At 72.8% G+C, this 26,786-nt stretch carries 29 protein-coding genes; 14 read left to right on the top strand and 15 right to left on the bottom strand.

Annotation, left to right across the window (positions count from 1 at the left end):
- Positions 1-258: 258 nt before the first annotated feature.
- The 9 genes from ACWEPX_RS21730 (at position 259) to ACWEPX_RS21690 (ending at position 10,556) form a co-directional block, all read left to right on the top strand.
- The gene (locus ACWEPX_RS21730) at positions 259-966 is read left to right on the top strand and encodes a hypothetical protein (RefSeq protein ID WP_451899033.1); all 708 of its coding nucleotides are present in this window, start codon (positions 259-261) and stop codon (positions 964-966) included.
- A 383-nt stretch (positions 967-1,349) separates the two neighbouring features.
- Positions 1,350-2,324 carry a methionine ABC transporter ATP-binding protein gene (locus tag ACWEPX_RS21725; protein ID WP_451899032.1) on the top strand — a complete coding sequence of 325 codons (975 nt, stop codon included), beginning with the start codon at positions 1,350-1,352 and terminating at the stop codon, positions 2,322-2,324.
- A complete protein-coding gene (locus tag ACWEPX_RS21720; protein WP_451899031.1) occupies positions 2,324-3,004 on the top strand; it encodes a methionine ABC transporter permease in 681 nt (226 codons plus the stop codon). Before ACWEPX_RS21725 ends, ACWEPX_RS21720 begins: the two co-directional genes overlap by 1 nt.
- 26 nt (positions 3,005-3,030) lie before the next feature.
- Positions 3,031-3,876, top strand: coding sequence for a MetQ/NlpA family ABC transporter substrate-binding protein (locus tag ACWEPX_RS21715; protein ID WP_451899030.1), 846 nt, complete (start codon positions 3,031-3,033; stop codon positions 3,874-3,876).
- Positions 3,877-4,151: 275 nt separating this feature from the next.
- Complete coding sequence (locus ACWEPX_RS21710) at positions 4,152-4,688, top strand: YbaB/EbfC family nucleoid-associated protein (protein WP_451899029.1); 537 nt, start codon at positions 4,152-4,154, stop codon at positions 4,686-4,688.
- 24 nt (positions 4,689-4,712) lie between these two features.
- A complete protein-coding gene (locus ACWEPX_RS21705) occupies positions 4,713-5,024 on the top strand; it encodes a type VII secretion target (RefSeq protein ID WP_451899028.1) in 312 nt (103 codons plus the stop codon).
- Positions 5,025-9,362, top strand: a complete 4,338-nt coding sequence (locus ACWEPX_RS21700) for an RHS repeat-associated core domain-containing protein (RefSeq protein WP_451899027.1) — start codon at positions 5,025-5,027, stop codon at positions 9,360-9,362.
- Complete coding sequence (locus ACWEPX_RS21695) at positions 9,362-9,904, top strand: hypothetical protein (RefSeq protein WP_451899026.1); 543 nt, start codon at positions 9,362-9,364, stop codon at positions 9,902-9,904. The genes ACWEPX_RS21700 and ACWEPX_RS21695 overlap by 1 nt, the downstream gene beginning before the upstream one ends.
- Before the next feature lie 58 nt (positions 9,905-9,962).
- Positions 9,963-10,556, top strand: a complete 594-nt coding sequence (locus ACWEPX_RS21690) for a DUF4232 domain-containing protein (protein WP_451899025.1) — start codon at positions 9,963-9,965, stop codon at positions 10,554-10,556.
- On the opposite strand, the gene ACWEPX_RS21685 is transcribed toward ACWEPX_RS21690, so the two are convergent.
- The 12 genes from ACWEPX_RS21685 to ACWEPX_RS21630 all read right to left on the bottom strand — a co-directional run bounded on the left by ACWEPX_RS21685 (position 10,553) and on the right by ACWEPX_RS21630 (position 20,661).
- A complete protein-coding gene (locus ACWEPX_RS21685) occupies positions 10,553-11,173 on the bottom strand; it encodes a trimeric intracellular cation channel family protein (protein ID WP_451899024.1) in 621 nt (206 codons plus the stop codon). The genes ACWEPX_RS21690 and ACWEPX_RS21685 overlap by 4 nt on opposite strands.
- Positions 11,170-11,493, bottom strand: a complete 324-nt coding sequence (locus tag ACWEPX_RS21680) for a cation:proton antiporter (protein WP_451899023.1) — start codon at positions 11,491-11,493, stop codon at positions 11,170-11,172. Before ACWEPX_RS21680 ends, ACWEPX_RS21685 begins: the two co-directional genes overlap by 4 nt.
- Positions 11,490-11,759 carry a monovalent cation/H+ antiporter complex subunit F gene (locus ACWEPX_RS21675; RefSeq protein ID WP_451899022.1) on the bottom strand — a complete coding sequence of 90 codons (270 nt, stop codon included), beginning with the start codon at positions 11,757-11,759 and terminating at the stop codon, positions 11,490-11,492. Before ACWEPX_RS21675 ends, ACWEPX_RS21680 begins: the two co-directional genes overlap by 4 nt.
- Positions 11,760-11,764: 5 nt before the next feature.
- Entirely contained in the window at positions 11,765-12,253 is a 489-nt protein-coding gene (locus ACWEPX_RS21670; RefSeq protein ID WP_451899021.1) for a Na+/H+ antiporter subunit E, read from the bottom strand.
- 14 nt (positions 12,254-12,267) lie between these two features.
- A complete protein-coding gene (locus ACWEPX_RS21665) occupies positions 12,268-13,650 on the bottom strand; it encodes a complex I subunit 5 family protein (RefSeq protein ID WP_451899020.1) in 1,383 nt (460 codons plus the stop codon).
- Entirely contained in the window at positions 13,650-14,084 is a 435-nt protein-coding gene (locus tag ACWEPX_RS21660) for a sodium:proton antiporter (protein ID WP_451899019.1), read from the bottom strand. Before ACWEPX_RS21660 ends, ACWEPX_RS21665 begins: the two co-directional genes overlap by 1 nt.
- Positions 14,081-14,542, bottom strand: a complete 462-nt coding sequence (locus ACWEPX_RS21655; protein WP_451899018.1) for an MnhB domain-containing protein — start codon at positions 14,540-14,542, stop codon at positions 14,081-14,083. Before ACWEPX_RS21655 ends, ACWEPX_RS21660 begins: the two co-directional genes overlap by 4 nt.
- Positions 14,539-16,809, bottom strand: a complete 2,271-nt coding sequence (mbhE, locus tag ACWEPX_RS21650) for a hydrogen gas-evolving membrane-bound hydrogenase subunit E (RefSeq protein WP_451899017.1) — start codon at positions 16,807-16,809, stop codon at positions 14,539-14,541. The genes ACWEPX_RS21655 and mbhE overlap by 4 nt, the downstream gene beginning before the upstream one ends.
- A 352-nt stretch (positions 16,810-17,161) precedes the next feature.
- On the bottom strand, positions 17,162-17,305 hold the full coding sequence (locus tag ACWEPX_RS21645) for a hypothetical protein (RefSeq protein WP_451899016.1): 144 nt from the start codon (positions 17,303-17,305) through the stop codon (positions 17,162-17,164).
- A 442-nt stretch (positions 17,306-17,747) separates the two neighbouring features.
- Entirely contained in the window at positions 17,748-18,941 is a 1,194-nt protein-coding gene (locus tag ACWEPX_RS21640) for a Cmx/CmrA family chloramphenicol efflux MFS transporter (RefSeq protein WP_451899015.1), read from the bottom strand.
- Positions 18,942-19,235: 294 nt separating this feature from the next.
- The gene (locus tag ACWEPX_RS21635; RefSeq protein ID WP_451899014.1) at positions 19,236-20,054 is read right to left on the bottom strand and encodes a lipase family protein; all 819 of its coding nucleotides are present in this window, start codon (positions 20,052-20,054) and stop codon (positions 19,236-19,238) included.
- Positions 20,055-20,160: 106 nt separating this feature from the next.
- The gene (locus ACWEPX_RS21630; RefSeq protein WP_451899013.1) at positions 20,161-20,661 is read right to left on the bottom strand and encodes a MarR family winged helix-turn-helix transcriptional regulator; all 501 of its coding nucleotides are present in this window, start codon (positions 20,659-20,661) and stop codon (positions 20,161-20,163) included.
- Between the two features lie 87 nt (positions 20,662-20,748).
- Between ACWEPX_RS21630 and ACWEPX_RS21625 the strand changes: the two genes are divergently transcribed.
- Both ACWEPX_RS21625 and ACWEPX_RS21620 read left to right on the top strand, forming a co-directional pair.
- Positions 20,749-21,630 (top strand): EamA family transporter, encoded by an 882-nt coding sequence (locus tag ACWEPX_RS21625; protein WP_451899012.1) that lies wholly within the window; start codon positions 20,749-20,751, stop codon positions 21,628-21,630.
- The gene (locus ACWEPX_RS21620) at positions 21,627-22,493 is read left to right on the top strand and encodes an SDR family oxidoreductase (RefSeq protein WP_451899011.1); all 867 of its coding nucleotides are present in this window, start codon (positions 21,627-21,629) and stop codon (positions 22,491-22,493) included. Before ACWEPX_RS21625 ends, ACWEPX_RS21620 begins: the two co-directional genes overlap by 4 nt.
- Positions 22,494-22,500: 7 nt before the next feature.
- Here ACWEPX_RS21620 and ACWEPX_RS21615 read toward each other — a convergent pair whose 3' ends face one another.
- The 3 genes from ACWEPX_RS21615 to ACWEPX_RS21605 form a co-directional block, all read right to left on the bottom strand.
- Positions 22,501-22,965 carry an SRPBCC family protein gene (locus ACWEPX_RS21615; RefSeq protein ID WP_451899010.1) on the bottom strand — a complete coding sequence of 155 codons (465 nt, stop codon included), beginning with the start codon at positions 22,963-22,965 and terminating at the stop codon, positions 22,501-22,503.
- On the bottom strand, positions 22,962-23,300 hold the full coding sequence (locus ACWEPX_RS21610) for an ArsR/SmtB family transcription factor (protein ID WP_451899009.1): 339 nt from the start codon (positions 23,298-23,300) through the stop codon (positions 22,962-22,964). Before ACWEPX_RS21610 ends, ACWEPX_RS21615 begins: the two co-directional genes overlap by 4 nt.
- A 373-nt stretch (positions 23,301-23,673) precedes the next feature.
- Positions 23,674-24,246 (bottom strand): EF-hand domain-containing protein, encoded by a 573-nt coding sequence (locus ACWEPX_RS21605; RefSeq protein WP_451899008.1) that lies wholly within the window; start codon positions 24,244-24,246, stop codon positions 23,674-23,676.
- A gap of 118 nt (positions 24,247-24,364) precedes the next feature.
- Here ACWEPX_RS21605 and ACWEPX_RS21600 point away from each other — a divergent pair, with 118 nt between their 5' ends.
- The 3 genes from ACWEPX_RS21600 (at position 24,365) to ACWEPX_RS21590 (ending at position 26,712) form a co-directional block, all read left to right on the top strand.
- Positions 24,365-24,901, top strand: a complete 537-nt coding sequence (locus ACWEPX_RS21600; RefSeq protein ID WP_451899007.1) for a hypothetical protein — start codon at positions 24,365-24,367, stop codon at positions 24,899-24,901.
- A 194-nt stretch (positions 24,902-25,095) separates the two neighbouring features.
- On the top strand, positions 25,096-25,878 hold the full coding sequence (locus ACWEPX_RS21595; protein ID WP_451899006.1) for a lysyl endopeptidase: 783 nt from the start codon (positions 25,096-25,098) through the stop codon (positions 25,876-25,878).
- A gap of 90 nt (positions 25,879-25,968) precedes the next feature.
- Positions 25,969-26,712 (top strand): AfsR/SARP family transcriptional regulator, encoded by a 744-nt coding sequence (locus ACWEPX_RS21590; RefSeq protein WP_451899005.1) that lies wholly within the window; start codon positions 25,969-25,971, stop codon positions 26,710-26,712.
- The last annotated feature ends 74 nt before the right edge of the window (positions 26,713-26,786 follow it).

Raw genomic sequence — 26,786 nt, 5'->3', positions numbered from 1 at the left:
GCCACGAACGCCACCCCAACAACTACTGCGGCCTCCTCACCCTCGCAGCCGCCCTCACCTGCTACAAGAAACTCCCCACGTGAGACACCCTCTAAAGGTGCCATTGCTGACCAATCCTCAGCCCCGCGGCAGGTCCAGACGTGATTCCGCTTCGCATGTCCACAATCGGCAACCCTCCGCCTCTGGCGAATGGGGGGTGGGTCCGCGGTAACCTCGCCCGCACCCGAATTCGCAGCGGTCAGGAATGGGGGAAGCGCGGTGGCGGGTTTCTACACGGACAAGCAGAAGCGGGTAAGGCCGATCCGGGGCGGGCGCGGCGGCAAGGGCGTGGTCGTCGCAAGCGTGGCAGCGGTCGGCGTGCTGGCCGCGGGCGGCGGGTTCGGCTCGCTCGGGGCGGGCAGCGGGGTCGTCGGCGGGCAGGCCGCGGTGCAGGGGTCAGTCGGCTCGGTCCGGCTGGGCGGGTCGTCCGCGCGATTGAAGGCGCGCAAGGACGCGGCGCAGAAGGAGGCGCCCCGCGGCGCCAAGGGCGCGTGGCAGCGCATGGGGCTGCGCGAGGCCAGGCGGGCCGCCAAGCAGCAGGCCTCCTGCGTGGCCGCCTCCTTCGGCCGGGTGCAGGACTTCCTCACCAAGCACCGGTGCACCTCCCTCAAGCGGGTGCTGTTCACCGTCACCGACGATGCCGGGAACACCGCGGTCGTCTCCGTCGCCTGGGTCGGCCTGGCCGACCGCCGCACGGCGCGGCAGTTCCGGGACCTGGTGGACATCCAGGGCAGCGGCGACATCACCCCGCTCGGCGGCGCCTTGCTGGACCTCGGCGACATCGACTTCACCGGCCTGCGCTACGGCCGCGTGCTCAACCGCGCCACCCTCACCATCGCCGAGGCCGAGAACGCGCAGGGCGGCCAGTTCGACCACGAGTCCCTCGACGCCATCGCCGAAGTCGCCGCCCTCCTCCCGCGCCCGTAAGACTCCTAATGCGGCGCGCGTCACGTCTCGCCGAGCGGCGAGAGCCACGCTTCCACCGCCTGGCAAGCGCATTCACCTGAGCCACTGGACGTGGTCCAAGTCACGCAAGGGATCTGGGACACAGATGGTCGCAAGGTGTTGACCACCAACATGTTTCACATCGTGGAACCAGCGCGGTGCGATTCGGATGTGGTGGGTTCGGGTGCGAGCATCGGCGGTGTGAGGAGCGCGCTGCTGAGGACGGGAGGGCACATGGGGTGCATGTGCTCGGCCCGCGTGGCCCGCTGAGCCGGTTCTGCCCAGCCCGCGGCGCGTCCGTTCGTCCCCTTTCCCATGCCTGGAGGTCGTCTTCCCATGTCCACTGCTCACAGCCCGAGGCGGTCATGACCGACGGGATCGCGCTGAGCGGGCTGCGCAAGGTGTACCCGCTGCGAGGTGGGGACGTCGTCGCGCTGGACGGGATCGATCTGCGGGTGCCGCGGGGGGCGATCCACGGCGTCGTGGGCGAGTCCGGGGCCGGGAAGTCGACGCTGGTGCGCTGCATCACCGGGCTGGAGCGGCCGACGGCCGGGAGCGTGCTGGTCGACGGCGAGGAGGTCGGCGCGGCGGGTGATCGGGACCTGCGCCGGGTGCGCCGCCGCATCGGCATGGTGTTCCAGCAGGTCAACCTGTTCGACGCGCGGACGGCGGCGGAGAACATCGCCTACCCGCTGCGGATCGCGGGGGTGCCCGCGGCGCGCAGGCGGGAGCGGGTGGCCGAGCTGCTCGACCTGGTGGGCCTCGGCGGGCGCGGCGGGTCCTACCCCGCGCAGCTGTCGGGCGGGCAGAAGCAGCGGGTGGGCATCGCCCGCGCGCTGGCCGCCGAGCCGTCGGTGCTGCTGTGCGACGAGCCGACCTCCGCGCTCGACGCGGCGACCACGCGGCAGATCCTGGGGCTGATCCGGGACGTGCGCGACCGGGTCGGGGTCACCGTGCTGATCATCACCCACGAGATGTCGGTGGTCCGCGAGGTCTGCGACTCGGTGTCGCTGCTCGACGGCGGCCGCATCGTCGAGCACGGGCCGATCGGGGAGGTCGTCACCCGGCACGGGACCAGGCTGGCGCGCGAGCTGATCCCGCTGCCCGCCGACGCCGAGCGGACGGTGGTCGAGGCGTCGTTCGCCGTCGACCACACCGCGGAGGTCTTCCGCGTGCTCGGCGGCCTCGACGGGGTGGCCGTCGCCGCTGGCACGGTCGAGACCCTCGGCGGGGTCCGGGTCGGCAGGCTGCGCCTCGACGTGGCGCCCGAGCGCCGCGAGACCGCCGTCGCCGCGCTGCGGGCGGCCGGGCTGCACGTGTCCGAAGGGGTGGCCGCCTGATGGGCGAGTGGCTCTCGGACCTGTTCAGCAACCCCGCGATCACCGACCGGCTGCCCGAGGCGACCCTGGAGACGCTGCTGATGATGGGCTGGTCGGCGCTGCTGGCCGCCGTCGGCGGGCTGCCGCTGGGCCTGTGGCTGCACACCACCGGGCCGGGCGGGCTGCGGCCGCGGCGCTCGGTCAACGCGCTGCTGTCGCTGGTGGTCAACGTCGGGCGGTCGCTGCCGTTCATCATCCTGGCCATCGCGCTGATCCCGTTCACCCGCTCGGTGACCGGCTCGGCGCTGGGCTGGCAGGCCGCGGTCGTGCCGCTGACCGTCGGCGCGATCCCGTTCTTCGCCCGGCTCGTGGAGAGCGCCGTGCGCGAGGTGCCCGCAGGCAAGGTCGAGGCGGCCCAGCTCGCCGGGGCGTCGCGGGCGCAGATCCTGACCGGCGTGCTGGTCCGCGAGTCGCTGCCCGGCCTGGTGTCCGGGTTCACCGTCACGGTGATCGCGCTGGTCTCGTACTCGGCGATGGCGGGCGCGATCGGCGCGGGCGGGCTGGGCTTCCTCGCCATCAGCTACGGCTACAACCGCTTCCAGTCGGACGTGATGATCGTCTGCGTGATCGTCATCGTGCTGCTGGTCCAGCTCCTGCAAACCGCGGGCGACCTGGTCGCCCGCGCCGTCGACCACCGGTGAGACCCGCCAACCAGAGAAGGAAACCCATGCGCAAGGCCATCAGCACCACCGCGCTAGCCGTCGCCGCCGCCCTGGCGCTCGCGGCGTGCGGTTCCGACGAGCCCACCGCTCCCGGCGGGTCCGGGTCGACCTCGCTCACCGTCGGCGCGAGCATCACCCCGCACGCGGAGATCCTCAAGTTCGTCCAGGACGAGCTGGCCGCCGGGGCGGGCATCGAGATCAAGGTCGTCGAGTACGAGGACTACGTGCTGCCCAACGAGAACCTCGCCGACGGCACGCTCAACGCCAACTACTTCCAGCACCAGCCGTACTTCGACGCGCAGGTCGCCGAGCGCGGCTACGAGTTCGCGCACTTCCCCGGCGTGCACATCGAGCCGTACGCGCTCTACTCCGGCCGCGAGGGCGGCAAGCCGCGCTACACCTCCACCAAGGACCTGCCCGAGGGCGCGGTCATCGGCATCACCAACGACCCGTCGAACCAGGCCCGCGCGCTCGACCTGCTGGTCAAGGACGGCCTGATCACGCTGAAGAACCCCGGCGACGCGGGCGCCTCCGTCCTCGACGTGCAGGACAACCCGAAGAAGCTCCAGTTCAAGGAGGCCGACCCGGCCTCGCTGGCCCGCTCGCTGGAGGACGTGGACGCCGCGATCATCAACGGCAACTACGCCCTGGAGGCCGACCTCAGCGCCACCGACGACTCGCTGCTGGTCGAGTCCGGCGAGGGCAACCCGTACGCCAACTTCCTGGCCTACCGCAAGGCCGACGAGGGCAACGCCGCCCTGGCGACCCTCGACCGCCTGCTCCGCTCGCCGGAGGTCAGCGAGTTCATCAAGAAGCGCTGGCCGCGCGGCGAGGTCCTGCCCGCCTTCTGAGCCAACCCGGGGTCCGAGCCGCAGCCGACAGACTGCGGCTCGGACCCTTTGAGGTCTCCGCAACTATCCACTCACGCAGGGTGACCATCGCCGCGGGCACGGGTAGCAGCGGCGCCCTCCCCGCAGATTCCCGGTGGTGAGGACCTTCGTTCGGCGAGCGGCGGATGAGGGGGAACCGGTCCGCCCGGCGGCGCGTCGCACAGGGCGGGCCCGCGTCCGGGGGACGGGGTTTGTACGGTGGACGACGACCTGATCGACTGACCGCTGGAGACCGGATGAGCGACCCGCTTGCCGACACCGCCAGGATGCTCGACGACTGGGAGCGCAACGCCGCGGAGAAGGCCGCGCGGTTCCAGGCGCTGAACGAGCGGGTGGCCGGTGTCTCGATCACCGAGTCGGTGGCGGGCGGCGCGGTGAGCGCCACGGTCGGCAACAACGGCCTGCCCACGGCCATCGCCATGACCGACCGGGTGCGGCAGATGGCGCCCGACGAGATCGCCGGGCACGTCATGGCCGCCATCCGCAAGGCGCAGTCCCGGTACCCGCAGGTGCTGGCCGAGCTCGTGGCCGAGACCGTCGGCGACGACCCCGCGGGCCGCTACATCCTCGACAGCGCCTACCAGAACTTCCCGTCCGTCGAGGACGACGAGGGCGGCGAGAACGGCGTGGACGGCGCCGCGCCGGGCGGGCCGCGGTCGCGCATCGGCGAGCTGCAGGAGGACGACGACCCGCCGCCGCCTCCGCCGCGCAGGCGGGCCGTCCGCGACGACGATGACGACGAGGACTTCGGCGGCTCGTCGGTCTTCAGCTAGGGCTTCGTTCGAGGGGGAATCGCGATGACCGGTTACGACGTCCTGACCGGCGAGCTGGACGCGCACGCGGGCAAGGTCTCCGCGCTGGCGTCCCGGCTCGCGGGCGCCGTCGACGCGGCGAACACGGTGACGATGGACAACAGCGCCTACGGCGTGGTCTGCCAGCCGTTCGCGCTGCTGCTGCAACCGTTCGAGGAGATGGGCGTGCGCGCCCTCCAGCAGGCCGCCCAGGCGGTCGAGGAGTCGGTCGGCAAGGTGCGGGAGACGGTCACCGCGTACGAGGCGAGCGAGTCGGCCGGGGCGGACTCCTTCACCGCGATCGAGGGGGCGCTGTAGATGACCAACCCGCTGATCGCCCAGCCGAGGGAGACCACCACCGCGATCACCGGCATCGGCATCGCCGAGTCCGCCCAGGGCCTGGCCAGCGGGGTCAGCAGCGGCGACTGGGTGGAGGCCGGGCTGTCCGCGGCCGGGGTCGGCCTGGAAGTCCTGTCGATGGTGATCGACCCGCTGGGCACCCTCGCCTCCTACGGCGTGTCCTGGCTGATCGAGCACGTCCGGCCGCTGAAGGAGGCGCTGGACTGGTTCGCTGGCGACCCGCCGGTGATCCAGTCCTTCTCCGACACCTGGGCGAACGTGGCCGCCGAGGTCAACGCCGTGGCCGCCGACCTGTCGGCGGAGGGCAACGCGGGCACCGCGGGCTGGACCGGCGCTGCGGGCGACGCCTACCGCGCCCACAACGCCGAGACCGCCGACGCCATCGCAGGCGCGGCCGCGCTGGCCGACGGCATCTCAGCAGGCGTGATGATCATGGGCGAGGTCGTGGCGTTCGTCCGCGAGTTCATCCGCGACCTGGTGGCCGAGCTCGTCGGCAGGCTCATCGCCTGGGCGCTGGAGGTCGCCGCCACGCTCGGCCTGGCGACGCCGCTGGTCGTCGCCCAGGCCACCTCGGCGATCTCCAAGGTGGTCAGCAAGGTCACCGAGGTCGTGCGCAAGCTGATCAAGACGATCGGCAACGTCGCGCCGAAGATCAAGAAGATCGTCAGCAAGCTGGACGAGATCATCGCGAAGCTGGCCAAGCTCGGCCGCCGCGGCGACGGATCGCCCACCCCGAACACCGCCCGCACCAACACCACCGCGGTCGACGGCACCACCTCCCCGTCCGGCACGACCTCCCCCAGCTCGACCACCAGTCCGAACTCGACGACCACCCCGTCGAGCACCACATCGCCGTCTTCCTCGACGACGCCCGACACGGGCACGCCCAACACCTCGACCACTCCGTCGAGCAGCACGAGCCCATCCGGCACAACCCCATCCGGGACAACGCCGTCCGGCACGAGTCCCAACGGAACCAAGCCCAGCACCACGGCCCGCGACAACACCGACCCGACCAGGGACAGCAGGCCCAACGACAACAAGTGCACCGGCGGCGACCCGGTCGACCTGGCCACCGGCGAGATGCTGATGACCCAGACCGACATCGAGCTGCCCGGCGTGCTGGAGCTGGTGGTGTCCCGGACCCATATCTCGACCTACCGGCTCGGCCGCTCGTTCGGCCCGACCTGGGCGTCCACCCTGGACCAGCGGGTCGAGCCGGACGCCATCGGCGTGTGCTTCGTCGCCGACGACGGCACCACCCTGGCCTTCCCGACCCCGCCCGCCGACGGCTCGCCCGTCCACGCGCCCCGCGGCGCCCGGCTGGCGCTACGGGCGACCGCGGACGGGTACACCGTGACCAGCCCGGCCGAGGGCACCACGCGCCACTTCACCGGTCCCGGGCTGCTGCTGACCGCCATCACCGACCGCAACGGCAACCGGATCGCGGTGCACCGCGACGAGGCGGGCACGCCCACCGCGCTGGTCCACAGCGGCGGGTACCACGTCGCGGTGGACTCGGCGGACGGGCTGGTCACCGGCCTGCGCCTGGTCCGGCCCGGCGGGGACATCCCGCTCATCGCCTACGGCTACGCGGGCGCGCGGCTGTCCACCGTGGCCAACTCGTCCGGGCGCGCGCTGCGGTTCGACTACGACGCCGCGGGCCGGGTGACCAAGTGGACCGACCGCAACGGGCACTGGTACGCCTACCGCTACGGCCCCGACGGCCGGGTGGTGAGCACCGACGGCAGCGGCGGCGCGCTCGCCTGCTCCATCGATTACGACGTCCCGAACCGCGTCACCACCTACCGCGATTCGCGCGGCGCGGTGACCACCTACCACTTCGACGAGTCCTGGCAGCTCATCCGCCAGGTCGACCCGCTCGGGGCGACCACGGCCTACGAGTACGACGAGCACGGCCGCACGACCGCCACCACCGACCCGCTCGGCCGCACCACCCGCTACGAGTACGGCCTCGGCGACGAGCCGACCCGGGTCGTGCACCCGGACGGCAGCCAGACGGTGACGGTCGAGGACGCCGACGGTCTGCCGGTGGAGGTCGTAGAGACGACCGGGGCCCGCTGGCGCTACCGGCGCGACGAGCGCGGCAACATCGTGGAGACCACCGACCCGGCGGGTGCGGTCACCCGCACCGCCTACAACGCCCACGGGCACCGGATCGCTGAGACCGACGCGCTGGGCGGCACCTACCGCATGCAGACCGACGCGCGCGGCCTGACCACCGCGGTCACCGACCCGCTGGGCCGCACCACGCGCGTCGACCGCGACGAGTTCGGCCGGGTCGTCACCGAGGTCGACCCGATGGGCGCCACGACCCGCACGACGTGGACGGTCGAGGGAAAGCCGCTGACCCGGGTCCGCCCGGACGGGGTGGTGGAGCGCTGGCGGCACGACCCGGAGGGCAACCTGGTCGAGTACGCGATCGGCGACGGCCCGGCCCTGTCGCTGACCACGACCCACTTCGACCTGCCGGTCGCCCAGGTGAACGCCGACGGCAGCCGGGTCGAGTTCGAGTACGACACCGAGCTGAACCTGGTCAAGGTGACCAACGCGCAGGGCTTGGCGTGGCGGTACGAGTACGACGCCGCGGGCTGCCTGGTGCGCGAGGTCGACTTCAACGGCCGGGTGACCAGCTACGAGCGGGACGCCGCGGGCAGGCTCGTGCGCAAGACCAACGCCGCGGGCGAGACCACCACCTACCACCGGGACGCGCTGGGCAACGTCGTCGCGGTCGAGACGCCCGCAGGCACCGACCGCTTCACCTACGACGCCGCCGGGCGCCTCCTCACCGCGGTCGGCCGCGACGCGACCGTCACCCTGACCCGGGACGCCGTCGGGCGGGTGACCGCCGAGACCATCAACGGCCGGACGGTCACCTCGGCCTACGACCTGCTCGGCAGGCGGGTCCACCGGCGCACGCCGGGCGGGGTCGAGTCGACGTGGACCTACGACGCCGTGGGCACCCTGGCCGCGATGTCCACCGCGGGGCGCGAGCTGCGGTTCGGCTACGACGCCGCGGGCCGGGAGATCAGCCGGACGGGCGCGGCGGGGCTGCGGCTGACCCAGACCTGGGACGCGGTGGGGCGGCTCGCCGCCCAAGCCGTCGGCGGCAGGAACCGCACCTTCCACTACCGCGCCGACGGCAACATCACCGAGATCGCCGACCCGACCACCGGGCGGCGCCGCTTCGACCTCGACCCGTTCGGCCGGATCACCCAGGTGCACGGCACCCGCTGGGCCGAGCGGTACCAGTACGACCCCGCGGGCAACCTCGTCGCCGCGGCGGCCCCGGGCGCGGCCGCCGGGCCGTGGCAGTACGCGGGCACGCTGCTGCTCGCGGCGGGCGGGGTGCGCTACGAGTACGACGCGCTGGGCCGGGTCACGCGCAAGGAGCACGGCCCCGACGTGTGGCGCTACACCTGGAACAGCGAGGACCAGCTGGTGGAGCTGGTGACCCCGGACGGCAGCACGTGGCGCTACCGCTACGACCCGCTCGGGCGGCGGATCGCCAAGGAGCGCCACGCGGGCGGGCAGGTGGTCGAGCGGGTGGACTTCGCCTGGGACGGGACCGCCCTGGCCGAGCAGACCACGGCCGGGCGCACGACCACGTGGGACTACGACCCGAAGAGCCACCGGCCGTACACGCAGGTCGTGGATGAGGCGTTCTACGCGATCGTGACCGATCTCGTGGGGACGCCGACGGAGCTGGTCGACGAGCACGGCGCCGTGGCCTGGTTCGGCCAGACCACGGCCTGGGGTCTGCCGACCGTCGAGGGCGGCACGGCGTCGACGCCGCTGCGCTTCCCCGGCCAGTACCACGACGCGGAATCGGGCCTGCACTACAACTACTTCCGCTACTACGACCCGCAGACCGGCCGCTACGCCAGCCCCGACCCCATCGGCCTGGCGGGCGGGTACGCCCCGCACAGCTACGTGCCCAACCCCCTCACCTGGCTCGACCCGGTGGGCCTCGCACTGCTGGACGTGATCAAGAACGGCGTCCGGATCGTCGTGCACGAGTACGACGTCGACCGGCCCGCGCACGCGCACGTGACCGGCCGCGGCCAGGAGGTCCGCATCGGCCCCAACGGCCACCCGATCGACGGCCAGCCCGAGCTGACGGGCCAGCAGCGGCAGGTGGTCGAGCACTTCAAGTCCGAGATCCGCCGCGCCGTCCGCAAGCTCGGCCGCCGCAACCAGGCCGAGGAGCGCGCCGAACGCGAGGAGCGCGCCCGCCGCGAGGCCGAACGCGCGTGCAGGCGGGGCAGGGGCTGATGGACCGCGACGACCTGGCCGCCGTGCTGGCGGCCGCCGACGTCACCGACGTCGACCTCGACGCGGCGGTGGCCGACGAGCACGTCCGCTCGTCGGCCTACCGGAAGCTGGCCGAGAAGGTCGCCGACGGCCCCCGCGGCGACCTCGACGAGATCCTCATCCGCACCTTCCTGCGCGACCCGGTGAACGTGGTGGCCAAATCCGCCGTCGTCGCCTTCATCGACGCAGTAGCCCCCACCATGCCCGACCCGGCCGCCTTCCACCGCTGGGCCGCCGCCCTGACCCCGGAGCTGGCCCACCTCACGACACCGTCCGAACGCGACTTCGTCACCCGCCGCATCCACGACTGGACCATCTACCTGACAATCGCCGCGGGCGACGTCCCCTCCCCCGCGGAGCTGACCGCCACCACGGATTGGATGCAACGCATCCTGGCGACCGAATCCACCTCCCACCCGGTCCTCACCACGCTGGCGGAGTCGGGCAGCACCAAGAAGATCCGCAACATCGCCCAGAACCGCGCGCGGCAGCTCCCAGGCTGAGCTCACCTCGGTGGGACCACGTGAGGGGCTTGGAGCGGGGCGGTGCGGTGGGCGTGACATGCTCGGGTTGATGTGCGCAGCAGAGAGCCAGTTCCGTCGGTCGTCCTTTCGCCGCCTGGGTGGGGTGGTGTGCGGGGTCGTTGTGGTTGTGGGGTGTTCGAGTCCTGCGCCGGGGCCTACGCCGCCGCCGGGGCCGACGTCGACCGGGGTGGTCGAGGGGTGTCCGGAGTCCGGGGTGGAGATCACCGTCGGGCAGGTCGACACCGCCAGCGGGCTCAGGGCGGTGGGCGTTGTGCTGACCAATTGCGGTCAGGCGGACTACACGGTCAACGGCTACCCCGTCGTCCGGGTGCTCGATGGGGATCGGCGGCCGCTGGAGGTCACCGTGGGGAACGGGTCGCAGCCGGTGAGCTCGCCGGACAGCTATGACGCGCCGCCCGAGCCGGTGGTGGTGAAGGCCGGGGAGCACGTCACGGCGCGGGTGCTGTGGCGGAACACGGTGGATGACACGTCCGTCCCCGCCCTCACCGGGCAGTACCTGGAGATCGCCCCCGCGGCTGGCGAGGCCGCGCAGGTCGTCGCCGTGGATGGGGGGATCGATCTGGGGACCACGGGGCGGGTGGCGGTCAACGCCTGGGCGGATCGGGACTAGGGCGGTCGGGGGGCGTTGAGGCCGAGGGCAACGCCGAGGATGCGCAGGGCGAAGCAGGCCGCGGCGGCGGCCAAGGCGGCGGGAAGGCCGTAGATTCCCAGCTCGATCGCGCCGACGGTCAGGGCGGCGGCGAGCAGGGCCGGGATCGCGTAGAGGTCGCTGCGGAGCACGGTCGGGATCTGGCGGATGAGGACGTCGCGAAGGGTGCCGCCGCCGACCGCGGTCACCGCGCCCAGGATGATCGCGGGCGCGATGCCGAGGCCGTGCGCCACCGCCTTGGCCGCGCCCATCACGGCGAACACGCTCAGGCCCACCGCGTCCAGCACGGTGATCGGCGTCTCCAGCCTGCCCAGCCGCCTGCTCAGCGCGAACGCGATCAGCGCGCCGCCGACGCCCAGGGCCAGGTAGCGCCAGTCGCGGAAGGTGGCCGGGGGCACGTCGCCGATCAGCACGTCGCGCAGGACGCCGCCGCCCATCGCGGTGATCACCCCGAGGGTGACCACGCCGACGATGTCGAGCTGGGTGGAGCGCACCGCGGTCAGCGCCCCGTTGAGGCCGAAGGCGAAGGTGCCGATGAGGTCGAGGGCCAGCAGCAGCGGCGGCGCCCCGCCGCTCATCCCCCGTCCGCCCCGGTCCCGCCGTCGGCGGCGCGCTCGGCGCGGCGGTGGGCGGTGCGGGCGATCACGTGGCTGGACACCGGCGAGGTGAGCGCGACGAACACGATCGCCAGCCCGGCGAAGGTGATGATCGCCGGGTCCTCGGTGGCCACCGACGACGCCAGGACGGCTACCACGCCCGGCCCGGTGGCCAGGCCCTGCGCGTGGAGCTGGTGGTAGGTGTCGGGCAGCCGCAGGACGCCGACGAGGCTGACCGTCAGCAGCACCAGGCCGAGCAGGAGCAGCGCCCCGCCCACCACGTCGAGCACGACCGAGATCATCCGAACGGACCCCCCACGTCGAGGAACCGGATCGCCGCCAGGGTGGCGACGAAGGACAGCAGGGCCAGGGCCACCGCGGCGTCGAAGTAGTACGCCTCGCCGCGCAGGTAGCACAGCAGGGCCAGCAGCGAGATGACGATGGTGGCGAGCAGGTCGAGCGCGACGATGCGCTGGATGACGCCGCGGGCGCGCACCAGCACGAGGCCACCGGCCACCAGCAGCAGGGTGACCCAGAACAGGGCGGGGATGATGACCCAGGTGGGCATGGCCGTCAGGGGAAGACGCGGCGCTGGCGCCTGCGGTAGGAGTCGTGCTGGGCGGCGACCACGGCGTCGGGATCGGTCGCGTCGAGCACGTGCAGCAGCATCAGCCCCCGCTGCTCGTCGATGTCGACCACGACGGTGTCCGGCACTAATCCGACCCGCACCCCCCATGCCGCGGCCGAAGCGGGCGCGGAACTCGGTATCGGGACCTCGACCAGGCCCGCCCGGCTCGCGCCCGGCCCGATGAGGCTCGCTGCCGTGTGCCAGGTGCCGCGGGCCAGGTCCACCAGCGTGCCGCCGACCAGCGCGGGCACCCCGGCGAGCCTGCGCGGCACCGTGCCTGCGGGCAGCGGCCCGGTCCGGCGCACCCGCACGCCCGCCGTGGCGACCAGGGTGGCCAGGGCGAGCCCGACGAGGACGTCCGCCGGGTGCAGGCTGGTCAGCACCAGCAGGTACACCGCGGTGAGCGCGGCGATGCGGAGCAGCAGGGCGGCCATGCGAGCCTCCGTGGTCAGGTCGGGTCCTCCGCCAGCAGGGCGGTGACGGCGTGATCGGTCATGGCCAGCAGCGGCTCCGGCCACAGGCCCGCGGCGAGCACCAGCACGGCCAGCCCGGCGGTGAGCAGGCGCTGCGGCAGCGGGCTCGGCGCCTGGGCGACCAGGTCGTCCGGCCGCCAGAAGCGGCGCTGGTAGACCTGGAACAGGTAGACCAGGGAGAGCGCGCTGCCGACCACCAGCAGCACCACGAGCGTGGCGCTGCCCGCGGCGATCCCGGTGCGGAACAGTTCGAGCTTGCCGACGAACCCCGCGGCGGGCGGCACCCCGGCCACGCTGAGCGCGCCGATGGCGAACGCGCCCGCCACCAGCGCGCCGCGCACCCCGGATGCCAGGAACAGCAGCACCTTGTTCAGCGAGTTGACCACGCTGTAGAGCACCGCGGCGGCGACCCCGACCGGTCCGCCCACCCCGAGCGCGACCAGCACGTACCCGACTTGGCCGATGGCGGAGTAGGCCAGCATCTCGGCCACGTCGCCGCGCCCGACCGCCAGCACGCCGCCGTAGAGCATCGACGCGACGCCCAGGATGATGATCGCCACGCCCGCGAACCGCAGCTGCTCGGGGAACAGGCCCATGCCGAAGCGCAGCAGGCCGTAGGCGCCGATGTTCGCCACCGCCCCGGCGAGGATGGCCGCGACGGCGGGCCGGGCTCCCGCGTAGACGGTGGGCAGCCAGAAGTGGAAGGGGAACAGGCCGAGCTTGACGCTGAAGGCGATGAAGAAGCCGACGGCGATCATCATGGCCGCGTTCGGGTTGACCCCGCCCATGCGCTCGGCCACCTGCTGCATCGACAGCGCGCCGGTGACCCGGTAGGCGCCCGCGACGGCCAGCAGGAAGATGAACGACCCCAGGAGGTTGACCGCGGTGAACACCAGCGCGGCGCGGAGCTGGCGCGGCCTGCCCCCGTAGGCGCTGAGCGCGTAGGAGGCGGTCATGGCCAGCTCGAAGAAGACGTAGAACGAGAAGACGTCGGCGGTCACGAACAGCCCGGTCAGCCCCGCGCCGACGAGCACGACCAGGCCGGGGAAGGTGCGCGAGCGCACGCGCGCGATCGCCTCGTGGGCGGCGGCGGCCAGCAGCACGAAGGTCGAGAGCAGGGCGAAGGTGACGCTCAGCGCGTCGGCGCGCAGGTCGATGCCCACCCCGGCGGGCCAGCCGCCGGTGACGACGCGCTCGCTGCCCGCGGCCAGCACGTCGACGGCGAGCGCGGCCTGCGCCACCAGGCTGGCCGCGAGCGCGGCGACGGCAAGCCAGGCGACCACCCGCTTGCGCCCGTCGAGCGCGACGAGCAGCACCCCGGACGCCCAGGGCAGCAGCATGGCCAGCGACAGCAGCATCAGCGGCCCCGCTCGCCCGCGGGTTCGTCCGCGTCGTCGTCGGCCCGGGACTCGATCTCCTCGCGGTCGGCGGCGCGTTGCCGCTCCAGCCCGGCGTCGTGCTCGGCCTCGCTGGCGGCGATCTCGTCCTGCTCGGCGGTGCGGAAGACCACGATGGCCCGGCGCACCAGGGCGAGCAGCAGCGCCACCGTGGCCAGGCCGATGACCAGCGCCGTGAGCGCGAGCGCCTGCGGCAGCGGGTCGCTGACCACGTCGCCGGGGCGCACGGCGATCGCCGCCCGCCCGCGGCTCAGGCTCGCGGCGATGATGGTGATGACCGCCGACTGCGAGATCAGCATGATGCCCGCGACCATGCGGATCAGGTCGCGCTTGAGCAGCAGGTAGGCCCCGGAGCCGAACAGCACGGCCGCGGCCAGCGCGCAGGCGAGGTTCACCGCCGCCCCTCCCGCCCCGGCGTGCCGAACTGGTGCAGCAGCACCGTCAGCACGCCGACGACCAGCAGGAACACCCCGATGTCGAACAGCAGCGGGGTGAACAGCTCCAGCGTGCCGACCTTGACCACGGATTCGCCGGGGCCGGGCTTGTGCGACACCGGCGGGTCGCCGAGCACCAGGCCGAAGAACCCGCTGCCCAGCGACAGCAGCAGCCCGCTGACGGCCACCGCGGGCGCCCGGCGCAGGACCGGCAGCGTGGCCTCGGCCTCGGCGACGCCGAGCGCGACGTAGATCAGCGCGATCGCCAGGGCGACGATCACCCCGGCGGCGAACCCGTCGCCCACCTCGGCGTAGCCCTTGGCGATCAGCGCGGCGGCCATCATCAGGCTGGGGCCGGGCAGCAGCCGGGCGACCCCCCGCACCACGGCGGTGGGCGCGGTGTCGCCGCCCGGGGTCACCACAGCCGCCGCCGCATCAGCGTGGCCACGCCGACGACCGCGACCAGCAGCACGGTGATCTCCACCAGCGTGTCCAGGCCGCGGAAGTCGGCCACGATCACGGTGACCACGTCGGCGCCGTGGGCGTCGGGGGTCAGCCGGATCTCCTCCTCGGACACCGAGCTGGGCGCGGGCTGGGACAGGAACCCCCACACCGAGACGAAGATCGCCAGCCCGGCGACGCCCGCGGCGACCGGGTCGCGCCAGCGCTGGCGGGGGTGCTGGGGCTGCGCCCAGTCCCGCTCGGCGGGCGTCCTGGCCAGGGCGGCGACGAAGACCAGGGTGAGCATCGTCTCGACCACGACGGCCACCAGCGCCACGTCCGGCGCGCCGATCAGCGCGTACACCGCGGCCAGCGCGAAGCCGACCACCGACAGGGCGAGCACGACGACCAGCCGGTCGCGGGCCTGGGCGACCACCACGGTGGCCACGACGACCAGCCCCAGCAGCGGCAGGACCAGCCAGTCGGCCCCGGTGATCGCGCCCGCGAGGTAGGCGCCGACCGTCGGGGTGGTGAAGAACCCGACCCCGACCAGCACGCCCGCGGGCACCAGCACCGCGGCGATGCTGGTGCGCAGGTCGCGCACCTCCCGGTCGTGCAGGGCGGCCGAGGCGCGGTTGAGGCCGTGCATCGCCGCCTCGTAGGCCCGCCGCGGGCCGAACCGCTCGCCCAGCACGGCCACCGTCAGGGACAGCCGGTTGGTGACCGCGGGCAGGAGCAGCAGCAGTCCGCCGAGCGCCCACGCGGTTAGGGCGAGCAGGTTCTCCGGCCGGGCGTCGAGGTGGTAGGCGGGGGCGAGCGGGACCGGTCCCCCGGTCGAGGCGCTCGCGGCGTCCTCGGCCAGCCGCGCCAGCGGCTCCACGACGATGCCGCCGAGGACGGCGATCGCGGCCAGCACGACGATCGGGGCGACGAGCAGCACGGGCGTGCCGACCAGCGTCCCGCGCGGGCTGCCGAGGAACAGCCGCGCCCAGAACCGGGTGATGTAGGCGAAGGTGAGGGCAGCGGCGACGACGGCGAGCACCGTGGTCACCGGGCCGTGGCCGATGGCGGCGGTGAACAGCAGCTCGTCCTTGAAGAACCCGGCCGTCAGCGGCAGGGCGGCCAGCGTCGCCGCGGCCACCCCGGCGGTCGCGGCCAGCACCGGGGCGCGGCGGCCGAGCCCGCCCAGCCGGGACAGCCGGTCCTCCCCGGTGCCCATCGTCACCGCCCCGGCCGCCATGAACAGCGCGCTCTTGGCCACCCCGTGCACCAGCACGTAGAACGCGGCCGCGCCGTTGGCCTGGGCGCCGCCCATGCCGTAGAGCATGACCACGTAGCCGTACTGGGAGATCGTGGAGTAGGCGAGCACCTGCTTGAGCACGTCGCGCCGCAGGGCGAGCGCGCCGCCGACCACCACCGACAGCGCCCCGATGACCACCAGCCCGGTCAGCACGAGGTCGCTGCGCGCCAGCAGGGGGTGCACGCGCCCGATCACCAGCACGCCCGCGGCGACCATCGCCGCCGAGTGCAGGTAGGCCGACACCGGCGTGGGGGCCGCCATCGCCCTGGGCAGCCAGAAGTGCATCGGGACCTGGGCGCTCTTGGCCAGCGCCGCGACCGCCAGCGCCACCCCGGCCAGCGTGGTGGTCGTCGACGGCTGGGCGCGGGCCAGCAGCTCGGGGATGGCGAAGGTGCCGTGCTCGACGTAGAGCAGCACCGCGCCGACCAGCATGGCCACCGCGGCGACCACGGTGACCATCAGCGCCATGAGCGCGGCGCTGCGGGCGTCGCGCTCGGAGCGGTCGAAGCCGATGAGGAAGTAGGAGCAGACCGCGGTCAGGTCGAAGAACACGAAGACCAGCACCAGGTCCTGCGCGGTGGCCAGGCCGACCATGCCCGCGGCGAACAGCGCCATCCACGGCCAGAACCGCCGCCGCTCCCCCGCCGTGCGGCCCTGGTGGGCCAGGTGCAGCCGCAGGTAGCTGGTGGCGTAGGCGAAGACCAGCGCGCCGACGCCGGTGGCCAGCAGCCCGTAGAGCACGCCGATCCCGTCGACGGCGAAGCTCAGCCGCAGGTCGAGGCTCGGCGCCCACGGCAGCTCGACCGCCCCGCCGCCGACCAGCCAGGCGACCAGGCACCCGCCGAACCCCGCGAGCGCGGCCCCGCACGCGGCGAAGCCCGCCCAGTCCGCACTCGACCGCCGACCGGCTGCGGGCGCCGCCGCATCACCGCCACCGACGACCACAGGCCACTCCTCCGGCAGGAAGCAGACCTCACGGAAAGTACGTGATCCGGCCCGCCGACGCAGGTCATGCCGACCCCCGCCCGACCGGCCGCGCGATGGCGGCGGTAGACGCCCACGGGATCACAAGTCACCCGGTCGAGGCGTATTTCCAATGGTTCAGCAGTCGCGTTTGGACGGTGTGCGGGTCCACCTTGGATCACCTGATCGTGGATCTATCCGGCGGTCGATCACCGTGGGTGATCTGCACTCAGGCGACGGCGACCGCCTCCACGGCGGGCCCGCCGTGGAGGGTGCGGTCCAGATGCGCACGCAGTGCCGGGCCGACCTCCTCCGGCGTGGACACCACCGCACCTCACGCGCCTGCCGCGCGGGCCTCGGCGGCGAAGTCGGGCAACGGGTCGCCGCCGGGGTAGCCCGCCGCCTGGGCGTGCCCACCGGGGTAGAACTGGCCCACCTGGTTGGTTCCGGTGCTGTAGCGGCCGTTGGCGAAGACCACCGCCAGGTAGGGCGCCCCTGCGTGGCGCGCGGTCGACAGCGCAGCGCTGGGACGCCGAACCGGTAGAAGCCGTCGCCGATGGCGAGGACGACGTCGCGGCCCGAGTCGGCGAGCTTGGCCCCGACCGCGACCCCAGCCACTCGCCGACCCGCTCTGCGCGAAGTACGACCCGGGCCTGCTCGCCGGTGGTGGGCGCGCACCAGCAGCCCGGCCAGCTCGGCGATCGCCAGCGGGTCCGGGTGGTTGGGCGCGGGCAGGCCGAGCGGCCGCGCGTCGGGGAAGGGCCGCGGCTCGCACCCCGGCCATCACCACGTCACGGGGCAGGGTGAAAGCGCCCCGCCCGCGGACTCGCCGCGCGCCACCTGCTCGGCCACTGCTCACCACCAGGCCGGGTTGTCCTGGGTGGACAGCCGCCAGTTCCCACTTGGTGCTCGTCCTGACGTTAGGAATCGGCCATCCGCACGTCCGACGCACGATTCCGATGCGCGCCACGGGTGTTCCCGATGGTTCGGCGCGTGGCGGCGACCAGCAGCGCCAGTGCCACGAGCCCGGCGCTGACGAGCATCGGGGAGCGGAAGCCGCCGCCTGCCGCGATGGCGAGCCCGGCCAGCGCCGGACCCGCCGCCGCGCCGACGTTGAGCGCGGCGGTGGCGAAGCCGCCCGCGATGGTGGGGGCGCCGGTGGCGGCGTAGAGGGCCTGGGAGATCAGCGTGGAGCCGACGGCGAAGGACAGCGCCCCCTGGACGAACATGCACGCGAACGCCCACACCGGATGGCCCGCCACCGCGGCGAAGACGAGCCACCCGGCCAGCAGCGCGGGGCAGGCGACGGCCAGCAGCCGCGTCGGGCCGCGGTCGGCGAAGCGGGCGGCCGCGGTGACGCCCGCGAACGAGCCCAGGCCGAACAGCAGCACGGCCAGCGGCACCCAGCTCGACCCCACCCCGGCGACCTCGGTGACCACCGGGGCGAGGTAGGTGAAAGAAGCGAACGTTCCGCCGTTGACCAATGCCCCGAGCACCAGCACGACGATCACCCGCGGGGTCCGCAGCGCCCGCAGCTCACCCCGTGCGCTCGGCGCGGCCGGGTCGGGCGCGGTCGCGGGGACCGAGCGCAGGATCGCCACCACCGGCGGCACCGACAGGGCGGCGACTGCCCAGAACGCCGAGCGCCAGCCCCACAGCTCGCCCAGGTACGCGCCCGCGGGCACCCCTGCAATGCACGCGACGGTCACCCCGCCGACCAGCACGGCCGCCGCCCTCCCCTTGGCGTTGGGCCCCACCATGCCCGCCGCGGCCGCGATGCCGACCGCCAGGAACCCGGCATTGGCCAGCGCCGCAACGACCCGCGTGGCCACCAGTACCGGAAAGCTCCCAGTCAGCGCCCCGATGACGTGCATCAGCAGGAACGTGACGAGGCAGACTAGCAACGCTGCCCGCCGCGGCCACCGCATCCCCAGCACCGCCACCACCGGCGCCCCAACGACCATCCCGACGGCGAAGGCGGAGATCAACGCCCCCGCCGCGGGAACCGACACCCCCAACTCGACAGCGATGTCCGGCACCAACCCGGACAGCATGAACTCCGACATCCCCATCGCGAAGACCGCGAGGGCAAGAACGTACACAGCGAAAGGCACGAGAAGGCTCCTGAGACGCGCGGAAAGGCAGCGGTGATCCCCTCGGAGCGGCTCCGGGGGGTGCGAGGAACCTCAGCTGCGGTGGCGTGCCCGAACAGCGGGCAGGACTGCGTCAGCACCAACAGGGCGCGACCGCGGAGAACGCCACCGGAGAGGTCCGGTGGCTACCTATCAGAAGCCTCAGGACTAGACACGCCCCCACGCTACCGACCCCATGCGTGCACAGTCCAGCGAGCATCACCGGGCGAGCGGCTCGGGGCCTCAGTCCACGTCATCCCCGGCTGGGCGCGAACATCACTGGGCCAGTGGTTTGAGGGCGTTGATGTAGTTGTTGATGTAGTGGTCGCGGATGCCGTCGGAGGCGGGGGCGAAGGGGTCGGAGGTCATGCCCTTCGCGCGGTCGAACAAGGCGTTGACGACGGGCATGGTGTCGCGGACTCGGCCGTTGGCGTCGATGTGGTGCAGGGACTTGGTGTGGTGGAAGGCGGGGGCGGGTGGGACGAGGGGGACGATGTCGCTGTTGTTGACGAAGCGGTGGGTGCGGCCCTCGAAGGCGGTGTCGTGGGCCTCGGCGAGGCCTGCGTCGCAGACGCGGGGCTGGCCGAAGGTGTAGACGCCGTCGGCCAGCAGGCGGGGGTCCTCGAAGTACAGGTGCAGGGCGGCGAGGGCGGCCAGGGCACCACCGAGGCTGTGGCCGGTGAACCAGATCGTCTGGTCGTTGTCGCGCCACTCGATGACGTTGTCGCGGACCTTCGGGTAGATCGACTTCAGCGCCTCGGCGAAGCCGTAGTGGACGTACCCGTTGCCTGCCGGGCCCGGCCACGGCGGGGTGCTGGCGTCGGAGAGCCAGTCCTGGATTTTCTTGGGCTCGGTGCCCCGGAACCCGACCAGGATCATCCGGTCGGAGGCGGCGACGTAGGCCTGGGTGTCCTCCAGCGGGAACGGCGGCCGGAACGCGGTCTCGTGGTGGCGGACGCGGTCGAACCCCCACTCGCGGGCGGTGCGCTCGATCTCCTCCTGGCCCTTGTAGGCCAGGCGCGCGGCCTCGGCCATCCAGTACGCCTGGCGCAGGCTGTACCCGGTCGCTGTCTGGTCGAACGTCAACACGGGCATGGCGGCGTCCCTCCGGCAGGTGCGAATCCCGCACCAGACCTACCAGCCCGCCCGCGAAGCCGCTGGGCCCCGGCGCACCGATCACCCGACTGTGCGGTGTGGACCGTCAGTCGGCCGGGGCGTCGCCCAACCCGATGAGCAGGGTTCGGAGCAGGGCGGCGAGCTGGCGGCGCTCGTCGGCGGTCAGGCAGGACAGCGCCTCGTCCTCGTGGGCGACGTGGGCGTCCAGCACGTTCTCCACCGCGGTCCAGCCGCTCTCGGTGAGCGTGATGACGACGGTGCGGCGGTTGTCCGGGTCGGTCTCCCGGGTCACCAGGCCGCGGGCGACCAGGCGGTCGATGCGGTTGGTGATCGCGCCGGAGGTGACCATCGAGCTGGCCGACAGCGCGCCCGCGGTCAGCCGGTACGGCGGGCCGGAGCGGCGCAGGGTGCCGAGGATGTCGAACTCCCACAGCTGCAGGCCGTGGCGGGCGAAGTTCTCGGTCAGCCCGCGCTCCAGCAGCCTGCTCGCCCGCTGGATGCGCCCCACGACCCCCATCGGCTCGGCCGCGAGGTCGGGGCGCTCGGCGGCCCACTGGCGCAGCACCCGGTCGACGTGGTCGCCCATCCGCGTCCTCCTTCGCACCCGGTTGACGAGGGTAGCAACCACCCTTAAAGTCTTCGACGTTGAACAGTTCAATGTTGAGAGGTCTGCATGTCCCGCTCGCCCGCGGCGGCCGCCACCGCGATGGCCGCCGTCGCGCCCCTCAGCTGGGGCACGACCTACCTGGTCACCACCGAGTTCCTGCCGCCCGACCGGCCGCTGCTCTCCGCCGTCCTGCGCACGCTCCCGGCCGGGCTGGCGGTCCTGGCGCTCACCCGGGTGCTGCCGCGCGGCACGTGGTGGGGGCGCGCGGCCGTGTTGGGGGTGCTCAACATCGGCGCGTTCAACGCGCTGCTGTTCGTCGCCGCCTACCGGCTGCCCGGGGGCGTCGCGGCGACGCTCACCTCGACCCAGCCGCTGCTCGTCGCCGGGCTGGCGCTGGTGCTGCTGCGCGAGCGGCCGACGGCATGGCGGCTCGGCTGGGGCGTCGCGGGCGTGGTCGGGGTGGCCATGATGGTGCTGCGCGCGGAGGCTGGCTTCGACGCGCTGGGCATCCTCGCGGGCACGGCCGCCGCGGCGTCGATGGCCGCGGGCGTCGTGCTCACCAAGCGCTGGGGCAAGCCCGCGGGCGTCGGCCTGCTGCCGTTCACCGGGTGGCAGCTCACCGCGGGCGGCCTGCTGCTCGTCCCGTTCGCCGCCCTGGAAGGGCCCCTGCCCGCCTTCGACGCCGCCGCGATCGGCGGGTACCTGTGGCTGGCCGTCGTCGGCACGCTGGTGGCCTACGCGCTCTGGTTCCAGGGCGTCGGGCGGCTGCCGGTCACCGCGGTGTCCTTCCTCGCCCTGCTTTCCCCCGTCGTCGCCACGGTGCTCGGCTGGGTCGTGCTCGACCAGCCGCTGACCGCCCTGCAAACCGCCGGGTTCCTCCTGGCCCTGGCGTCCATCTGCGCCGCGCAGCTCACCCCGCGCGCACTCCTGAAGGGATCCGCCCGATGACCCGAACCCTGCTGATCACCGGGGCCACCGGCACCGCGTCGAGCGCGCTGCTGGCCGAGCTGGCCGGGACCGACCTCCACCTCCGGGCGATGGTGCGCGACCCGGCCGCCGTGGCGCTGCCGGCTGGCGTGGCCGTCGTGCGCGGCGACCTCGACGACCCGCGCTCACTCGCCGCGGCGTTCGACGGCGTGCACGACCTGTGGCTGCTGGTCCCGAACGGGCCGCGGGCGGCGGAGAACAGCATGAACGCGGTGTGGGCGGCGCGGCAGGCGGGTGTGCAGCGGGTGGTCCGGCTCTCGGCCGTCGGCGCCGCGCACGACGCCCCGACCCGCAGCGGCCGCCTGCACGCCCTCTCCGATGCCGAGCTGGCCGCCAGCGGCATGGCCTGGACGATCCTGCGTCCACATTGGTTCATGCAGAACCTGCTGCACGAGGCGCCAGGCATCGCCGCGCGCGGGGTGTTCGCCTCCAGCACGGCCGACGGCCGCATGGGCATGATCGATGTCCGGGACATCGCGCGGATGGCCGCCCGGGTGCTCACCGCCGATCCCGCGCGCCACCACGGCCGCATCTACACCCCGACCGGACCGCGCCCGGTGTCCTTCGCCGAGGTCGCCCGGCTGCTCACCGGGATCACCGGCAGGCAGGTCGACTACGTGCCGATCTCCGACGACGAGCAGCGCCGAACCCTGCTGTCCCACGGGACTCCGGAGTGGATCGCCGACATGCTGGTCGAGTACTCCCAGGCGTACGCGACCGGTTGGGGCGACTACACCACGACCGACTTCCTCGATGTCGTGGGCCATCCGCCGCGCGGCATCGAGGAATTCCTCCGCGACCACGCCGCCGCTTTCACCGCATGAGCCGGTGTCAGGCGAGGACCTCGTCCAGCCGCTCCATCGACTCGCGCAGGCCGTCCTCCATGCCGGTGGCGACCATCGCGTCCCGGGCCTCGACCGAGGTGCAGACCGACTTGGAGCGCAGGCGGGTGCGGTTGCCGTCGAGGGCCTCGAAGGTCATCATCTCCAGGCTGATCTCGTTCGGCGCGCCGTCGAACTCGAAGGTCTGCACGATCAGCTCGTCCTTGACGACGTTGTGGAAGACGCCGCGGAAGCCGTACTCGCCGTTGTCGTCGGACTGGATGTAGCGGTAGCTGCCGCCGGGCGTCGCGTCGAATTCGAGCACCTTGGTGGTCATGCCGCGCGGGCCGAGCCACCGCGGGACCAGCTCGGGGTCGGTCCACGCGCGGAACACCCGCTCACGCGGCGCGTCGAACTCCCGGACGACCTCGATGAACGGGGTGCCCGGCTGGGCGGTGATCGTGGTCTCGTTCATTGCTCCTCCATCGCTTCCAGTACGGCGTCGAGCCTGCGGTGCCGCCGCTCGACCTCCAGCCGGTAGGTGTCGATCCAGCTGGTCAGCTCCTCCAGCGCGGCCGCGTTCAGGTGGCACGGCCTGCGCTGGGCGTCCCGGCTGCGGGTGATCAGGCCCGCCGCCTCCAGCACCTGGAGGTGCCGGGAGACGGCCTGCTTGGTGATGTCGAACGGCTCGGCGAGCTCGTTCACCGTGGCGTCCCCGCGGGACAGCCGGGCGATCAACGCCCGCCGGACGGGATCGCCCAGCGCGGCGAACCCCCGGTCCAGCCGCTCGTCCACCTCGTCAGCCCCCATATGATCAACCATTCCCTTTATCAACCGTTGTGTTGACTATAGGGCGGCGGCCGGGCGGAGTCAACGGGGGCGGTCATGGTGGGGCGGCTGGGGGGCGGGGTTAACAGGTGGTCACGGCGGGCGGCTACTGGGCGAAGTCAACGGGTGGTCACGGCGGACGGCTGCGGGGCGCGGTCAACGGGTGATCTCGGTGGGCGCGGCTGGGCGCGGTCAACGGATGGTCACGGCAGGGGCGGCTGCTGGGGCGAAAGTCAACGATGGTCACGGCGGGGCGGCTGGGCGCCGTCAACGAATGGTCACGGCGGGGCGGCTGCGGGGCGCGGTCAACGGGGTGTTCACGGCGGGGCGGCGGCCGGGCTCGGTCAACGGGTGGTCATGGCTGGGGGGCCGCCTCGGGGTCGCCGAGCCACCAGTTGCCGGGGGACGCCGGGTCGGCGCTGGTCCAGTAGTCGATGGTGGCGCGGATGAACTCGGCGGGCGAGAGGTGCCCGTCGCCGTCGGTGTCGAGGTGGGTGAAGGCGGTCCGGGCGGCCTCCTCGGTCATGCCGGGGAAGTGGCCGTGCTGGAAGGCCAGGAACTCGCGGAAGGCCACCTGCCCGTCGGCGTCCACGTCGGCGATCTCCAGGAACGCCTCGGCCAGCGCGCCCAGCGTCGCCCGCGCGGCCTCGGGGTCGTCGGCGAGGGCGCTGGTCGATGCCACGAAGGCGTCCCGCGAGATCCCCGGCGCCCCCGGCTCGACGTGCGGCAGGTGCACCTCCCGCCAGATCCGCAGGTACCGGTCCACGATCCGCCGCTCCTGCTCCGACCCACCCGCCCACCCCAACGACGCCGCGACCCGCCGCCCCATCAGCACGTGGTCGTCCTCATCGATCCAGCCGTCCCCATCCGCATCCAACTGCTCGAACCCGCGGCGGATCTTGGCCAGGAGCAGCTCACCGGAAGTCATGCCCCGAGCATCGAGTGATCACCACCAACGGGACAACCCCGCTCACCGAATCGTGTCTCCTCCAACCGGCCCTCAGCGACTTGAGTCGTACCCCCATCGGGCCTTGCCGTCCTTGCCCATGAAGCACTTGGCGGGCCGCCCCTCCACATCCCAGGCGAGCGCCCCCACCGGCGAGCAGAAGGACCCGAACACGATCCCCGCGGGCTTCGGCGGCGCCGCTTTGGTGGTGGTCCTCGGCTGCGTCCGCGTGGTGGCGCGCGGCGGCGGTGGCGCGGGCTCCTTCGTGGTGACCGCAGGCTTCGGCGCAGGCCGCCCTGTCCCGACGACGACCCGCGTCGTCGGGATCGTGGTGGTGGTAGTCGTCGTGGTTGCTGTCGTTGTTGTCGTCGTGGGCGCGGTCGTGGTGGTCGTTGTCATCGTGACCGCGGTGGTGGGGCTGGGAGCCGAGGACGTGGGACGCCCGCCGACGCCGGTGCCGCAGGCCGACACCGCCAGCAGGGCGAGACCGGCGATGGACAGGCTCCGGAAGGTGAACGCAGGTGGCACGCTGAGAACATCTCCGCACCGCCGCAGGTGTTACAGCCGCGTGCACGCAATGCCATTCCCCGTACTCACCCACGAAGGGTCGCACATTCCGGTGGATTGCCCCATGTAGTGACTCCGGCCGCGGGGCGCGTGGCGATGTTGGGTGGGGTGGGTGACAGTGGGGCGACGCATGCAGATGGGAGGGCTGAGATGGAGACGGACGGGCGGGCGGCGGTTTATGTTGGTGGGCCGGTATATCCCGACGGCGACGGCGCGGGGGCTGAAGGTGTTGTGGCGGACTTGCGGCAGTCGGGGTTTGAGACCGTGATCCTGTGGAGCATCCACATCGCGGATGGGGCGGCGAGTGGGCCTCGGGAGGGGGATTTGGTCTACAACGACAAGCTCATCGTCTCGCAGGGGGAGTATGTCGGGGATCGACGGTGGCCTGAGCTGGTCAAGCAGTTGAAGACCGGGGCGGGGACGTCGGTCAAGCGGGTTGAGGTGTCCGTGGGGTCGTATTCGACCACCTATGATTCCGCGGATTGGGTGAAGATCAAGCGGCTGATCAACGAGAAGGACGGGGACCAGGAGAACTCCGTCCTCCACCGCAACTTCAAGGCCCTGTTCGACGTCCTCCAGCCCGACGCCATCAACAGCGACGATGAAACCTGCTACGACGTCGAATCGACGCTCAAGTTCGCGCAGATGGCCAAGCGGATCGGGTATCCGAAGTTCACCTTCGTCCCCTTCGAGCGGAAGGGCTACTGGGCGGACGTCAGGCTGTCCCTCGGCGACTACGTGGACCGCGTCTACCTCCAGTGCTACGCGGGCGGAGACGTCAACGCGAACAAGGAAGCGATCGACGAGTGGTCCGACGCCATGAGCGGCCTCCGGATCACCCCCGGACTGTGGTGCAGGCACGGCGACAAGTGCGCCGAGGACTGCTCCCCCACCGAGGTCCACGACCTGCTGACGAGCTGGCGCGGGGCCAAGATCGCGGGTGGGTTCATCTGGTACTACGACGACATCCGCAAGTGCGCGCGCACCGGCTTCACCGCCAAGGACTACGCCGAGGCCGTCACCAGGGCCACGGCTGACGCCATGTGACCGGAAGTGGCGAAAACTGCCTGTCCCTGAACGCTTTCCCGCACCCCGATGCTCTCCAGGCGAGAGGCCAGCGCGGCGTGGGGTGGTCGGATGGCGGTCCTGGTGCTGGGGCGACCGGTGGTGCAGGCGGGCGCGGTCGTGCGGCAGCCCGCCCGGCGGATGGCGCGGGTGTTGCTGGGGCTGCTGGCGGTGCGGGCCAACCGGGCGCTGCCGCTGGACTGGGTGATCGACGCGCTGTGGGCCGCGCGGCCGCCGCGGTCGGCGGCGGCGAACGTGCGGTCCCACCTGGCCGAGCTGCGGCGGGTCCTCACCGAGACCGACCCGGACGGGCCGGGCATCGCCACGACGCGGGACGGGTACGTGCTCGTCGCCGCGGTCGAGGGCATCGACCTGACGTGGTTCCGGCGGCTGGTCGCCGAGGGGCGCCAGCTGCGGGAGCGGGGCGCGGACGTCGAAGCCGCGCGATGCCTCGGGCGGGCCGTGCGGCTGTGGCGGGGGCCGGTGCTGGCGGGGGCGCCGATCCCGGAGGCCATCCGCCCGGACGTCACCGTGCTCGAGGAGCAGCGCCTCTGCGCCATAGAAGACCTCGTGGAGGTGCGGCTCGCGCTAGGCGGGCACGTCGAGCTGGTGCCCGTGCTGGCCGGGCTGGTGGTGGAGCACCCGCTGCGGGAGCGCCTGTGGCGGCACCTGGTCGCCGCGTTGGCCGCCTCCGGCAGGCGCACCGAGGCGGTGGCGGTGTACCGGCGGCTGGTGCGGGTGCTCGACGCCGAACTGGGCGTCGCGCCGAGTGCCTCGACGCAGCAGCTGTACGACGCGGTGCGAGGGCGTGGTTGACCACCGGAAGGCGGCGTCGTTGTGTGCGCTCCCGTATACGGCCCATTTCTACACTTCCCGGACTTGTCCAGGGA

The organism is Actinokineospora sp. NPDC004072 (assembly GCF_053604195.1).
The sequence above is the reverse complement of the archived record's forward strand: the minus strand, read 5'-3'. Positions and strand labels throughout refer to the sequence as shown.

Excerpts from the sequence above, each read along its gene's own strand:
- ACWEPX_RS21685 (WP_451899024.1), bottom strand. The coding sequence starts at position 11,173 with ATGAGCGGCGGGGCGCCGCCGCTGCTGCTGGCCCTCGACCTCATCGGC.
- ACWEPX_RS21680 (WP_451899023.1), bottom strand. The coding sequence starts at position 11,493 with ATGATCTCGGTCGTGCTCGACGTGGTGGGCGGGGCGCTGCTCCTGCTC.
- ACWEPX_RS21675 (WP_451899022.1), bottom strand. The coding sequence starts at position 11,759 with ATGCCCACCTGGGTCATCATCCCCGCCCTGTTCTGGGTCACCCTGCTG.
- ACWEPX_RS21695 (WP_451899026.1), top strand. The coding sequence starts at position 9,362 with ATGGACCGCGACGACCTGGCCGCCGTGCTGGCGGCCGCCGACGTCACC.
- ACWEPX_RS21630 (WP_451899013.1), bottom strand. The coding sequence starts at position 20,661 with ATGGGCGACCACGTCGACCGGGTGCTGCGCCAGTGGGCCGCCGAGCGC.
- ACWEPX_RS21700 (WP_451899027.1), top strand. The coding sequence starts at position 5,025 with ATGACCAACCCGCTGATCGCCCAGCCGAGGGAGACCACCACCGCGATC.
- ACWEPX_RS21610 (WP_451899009.1), bottom strand. The coding sequence starts at position 23,300 with ATGGGGGCTGACGAGGTGGACGAGCGGCTGGACCGGGGGTTCGCCGCG.
- ACWEPX_RS21715 (WP_451899030.1), top strand. The coding sequence starts at position 3,031 with ATGCGCAAGGCCATCAGCACCACCGCGCTAGCCGTCGCCGCCGCCCTG.
- ACWEPX_RS21625 (WP_451899012.1), top strand. The coding sequence starts at position 20,749 with ATGTCCCGCTCGCCCGCGGCGGCCGCCACCGCGATGGCCGCCGTCGCG.
- ACWEPX_RS21590 (WP_451899005.1), top strand. The coding sequence starts at position 25,969 with ATGGCGGTCCTGGTGCTGGGGCGACCGGTGGTGCAGGCGGGCGCGGTC.
- ACWEPX_RS21605 (WP_451899008.1), bottom strand. The coding sequence starts at position 24,246 with ATGACTTCCGGTGAGCTGCTCCTGGCCAAGATCCGCCGCGGGTTCGAG.
- ACWEPX_RS21690 (WP_451899025.1), top strand. The coding sequence starts at position 9,963 with ATGCTCGGGTTGATGTGCGCAGCAGAGAGCCAGTTCCGTCGGTCGTCC.
- ACWEPX_RS21670 (WP_451899021.1), bottom strand. The coding sequence starts at position 12,253 with ATGGCCGCCCTGCTGCTCCGCATCGCCGCGCTCACCGCGGTGTACCTG.
- ACWEPX_RS21705 (WP_451899028.1), top strand. The coding sequence starts at position 4,713 with ATGACCGGTTACGACGTCCTGACCGGCGAGCTGGACGCGCACGCGGGC.
- ACWEPX_RS21635 (WP_451899014.1), bottom strand. The coding sequence starts at position 20,054 with ATGCCCGTGTTGACGTTCGACCAGACAGCGACCGGGTACAGCCTGCGC.
- ACWEPX_RS21710 (WP_451899029.1), top strand. The coding sequence starts at position 4,152 with ATGAGCGACCCGCTTGCCGACACCGCCAGGATGCTCGACGACTGGGAG.
- ACWEPX_RS21615 (WP_451899010.1), bottom strand. The coding sequence starts at position 22,965 with ATGAACGAGACCACGATCACCGCCCAGCCGGGCACCCCGTTCATCGAG.
- ACWEPX_RS21725 (WP_451899032.1), top strand. The coding sequence starts at position 1,350 with ATGACCGACGGGATCGCGCTGAGCGGGCTGCGCAAGGTGTACCCGCTG.
- ACWEPX_RS21620 (WP_451899011.1), top strand. The coding sequence starts at position 21,627 with ATGACCCGAACCCTGCTGATCACCGGGGCCACCGGCACCGCGTCGAGC.
- ACWEPX_RS21720 (WP_451899031.1), top strand. The coding sequence starts at position 2,324 with ATGGGCGAGTGGCTCTCGGACCTGTTCAGCAACCCCGCGATCACCGAC.
- ACWEPX_RS21600 (WP_451899007.1), top strand. The coding sequence starts at position 24,365 with ATGAAGCACTTGGCGGGCCGCCCCTCCACATCCCAGGCGAGCGCCCCC.
- ACWEPX_RS21665 (WP_451899020.1), bottom strand. The coding sequence starts at position 13,650 with ATGCTGCTGTCGCTGGCCATGCTGCTGCCCTGGGCGTCCGGGGTGCTG.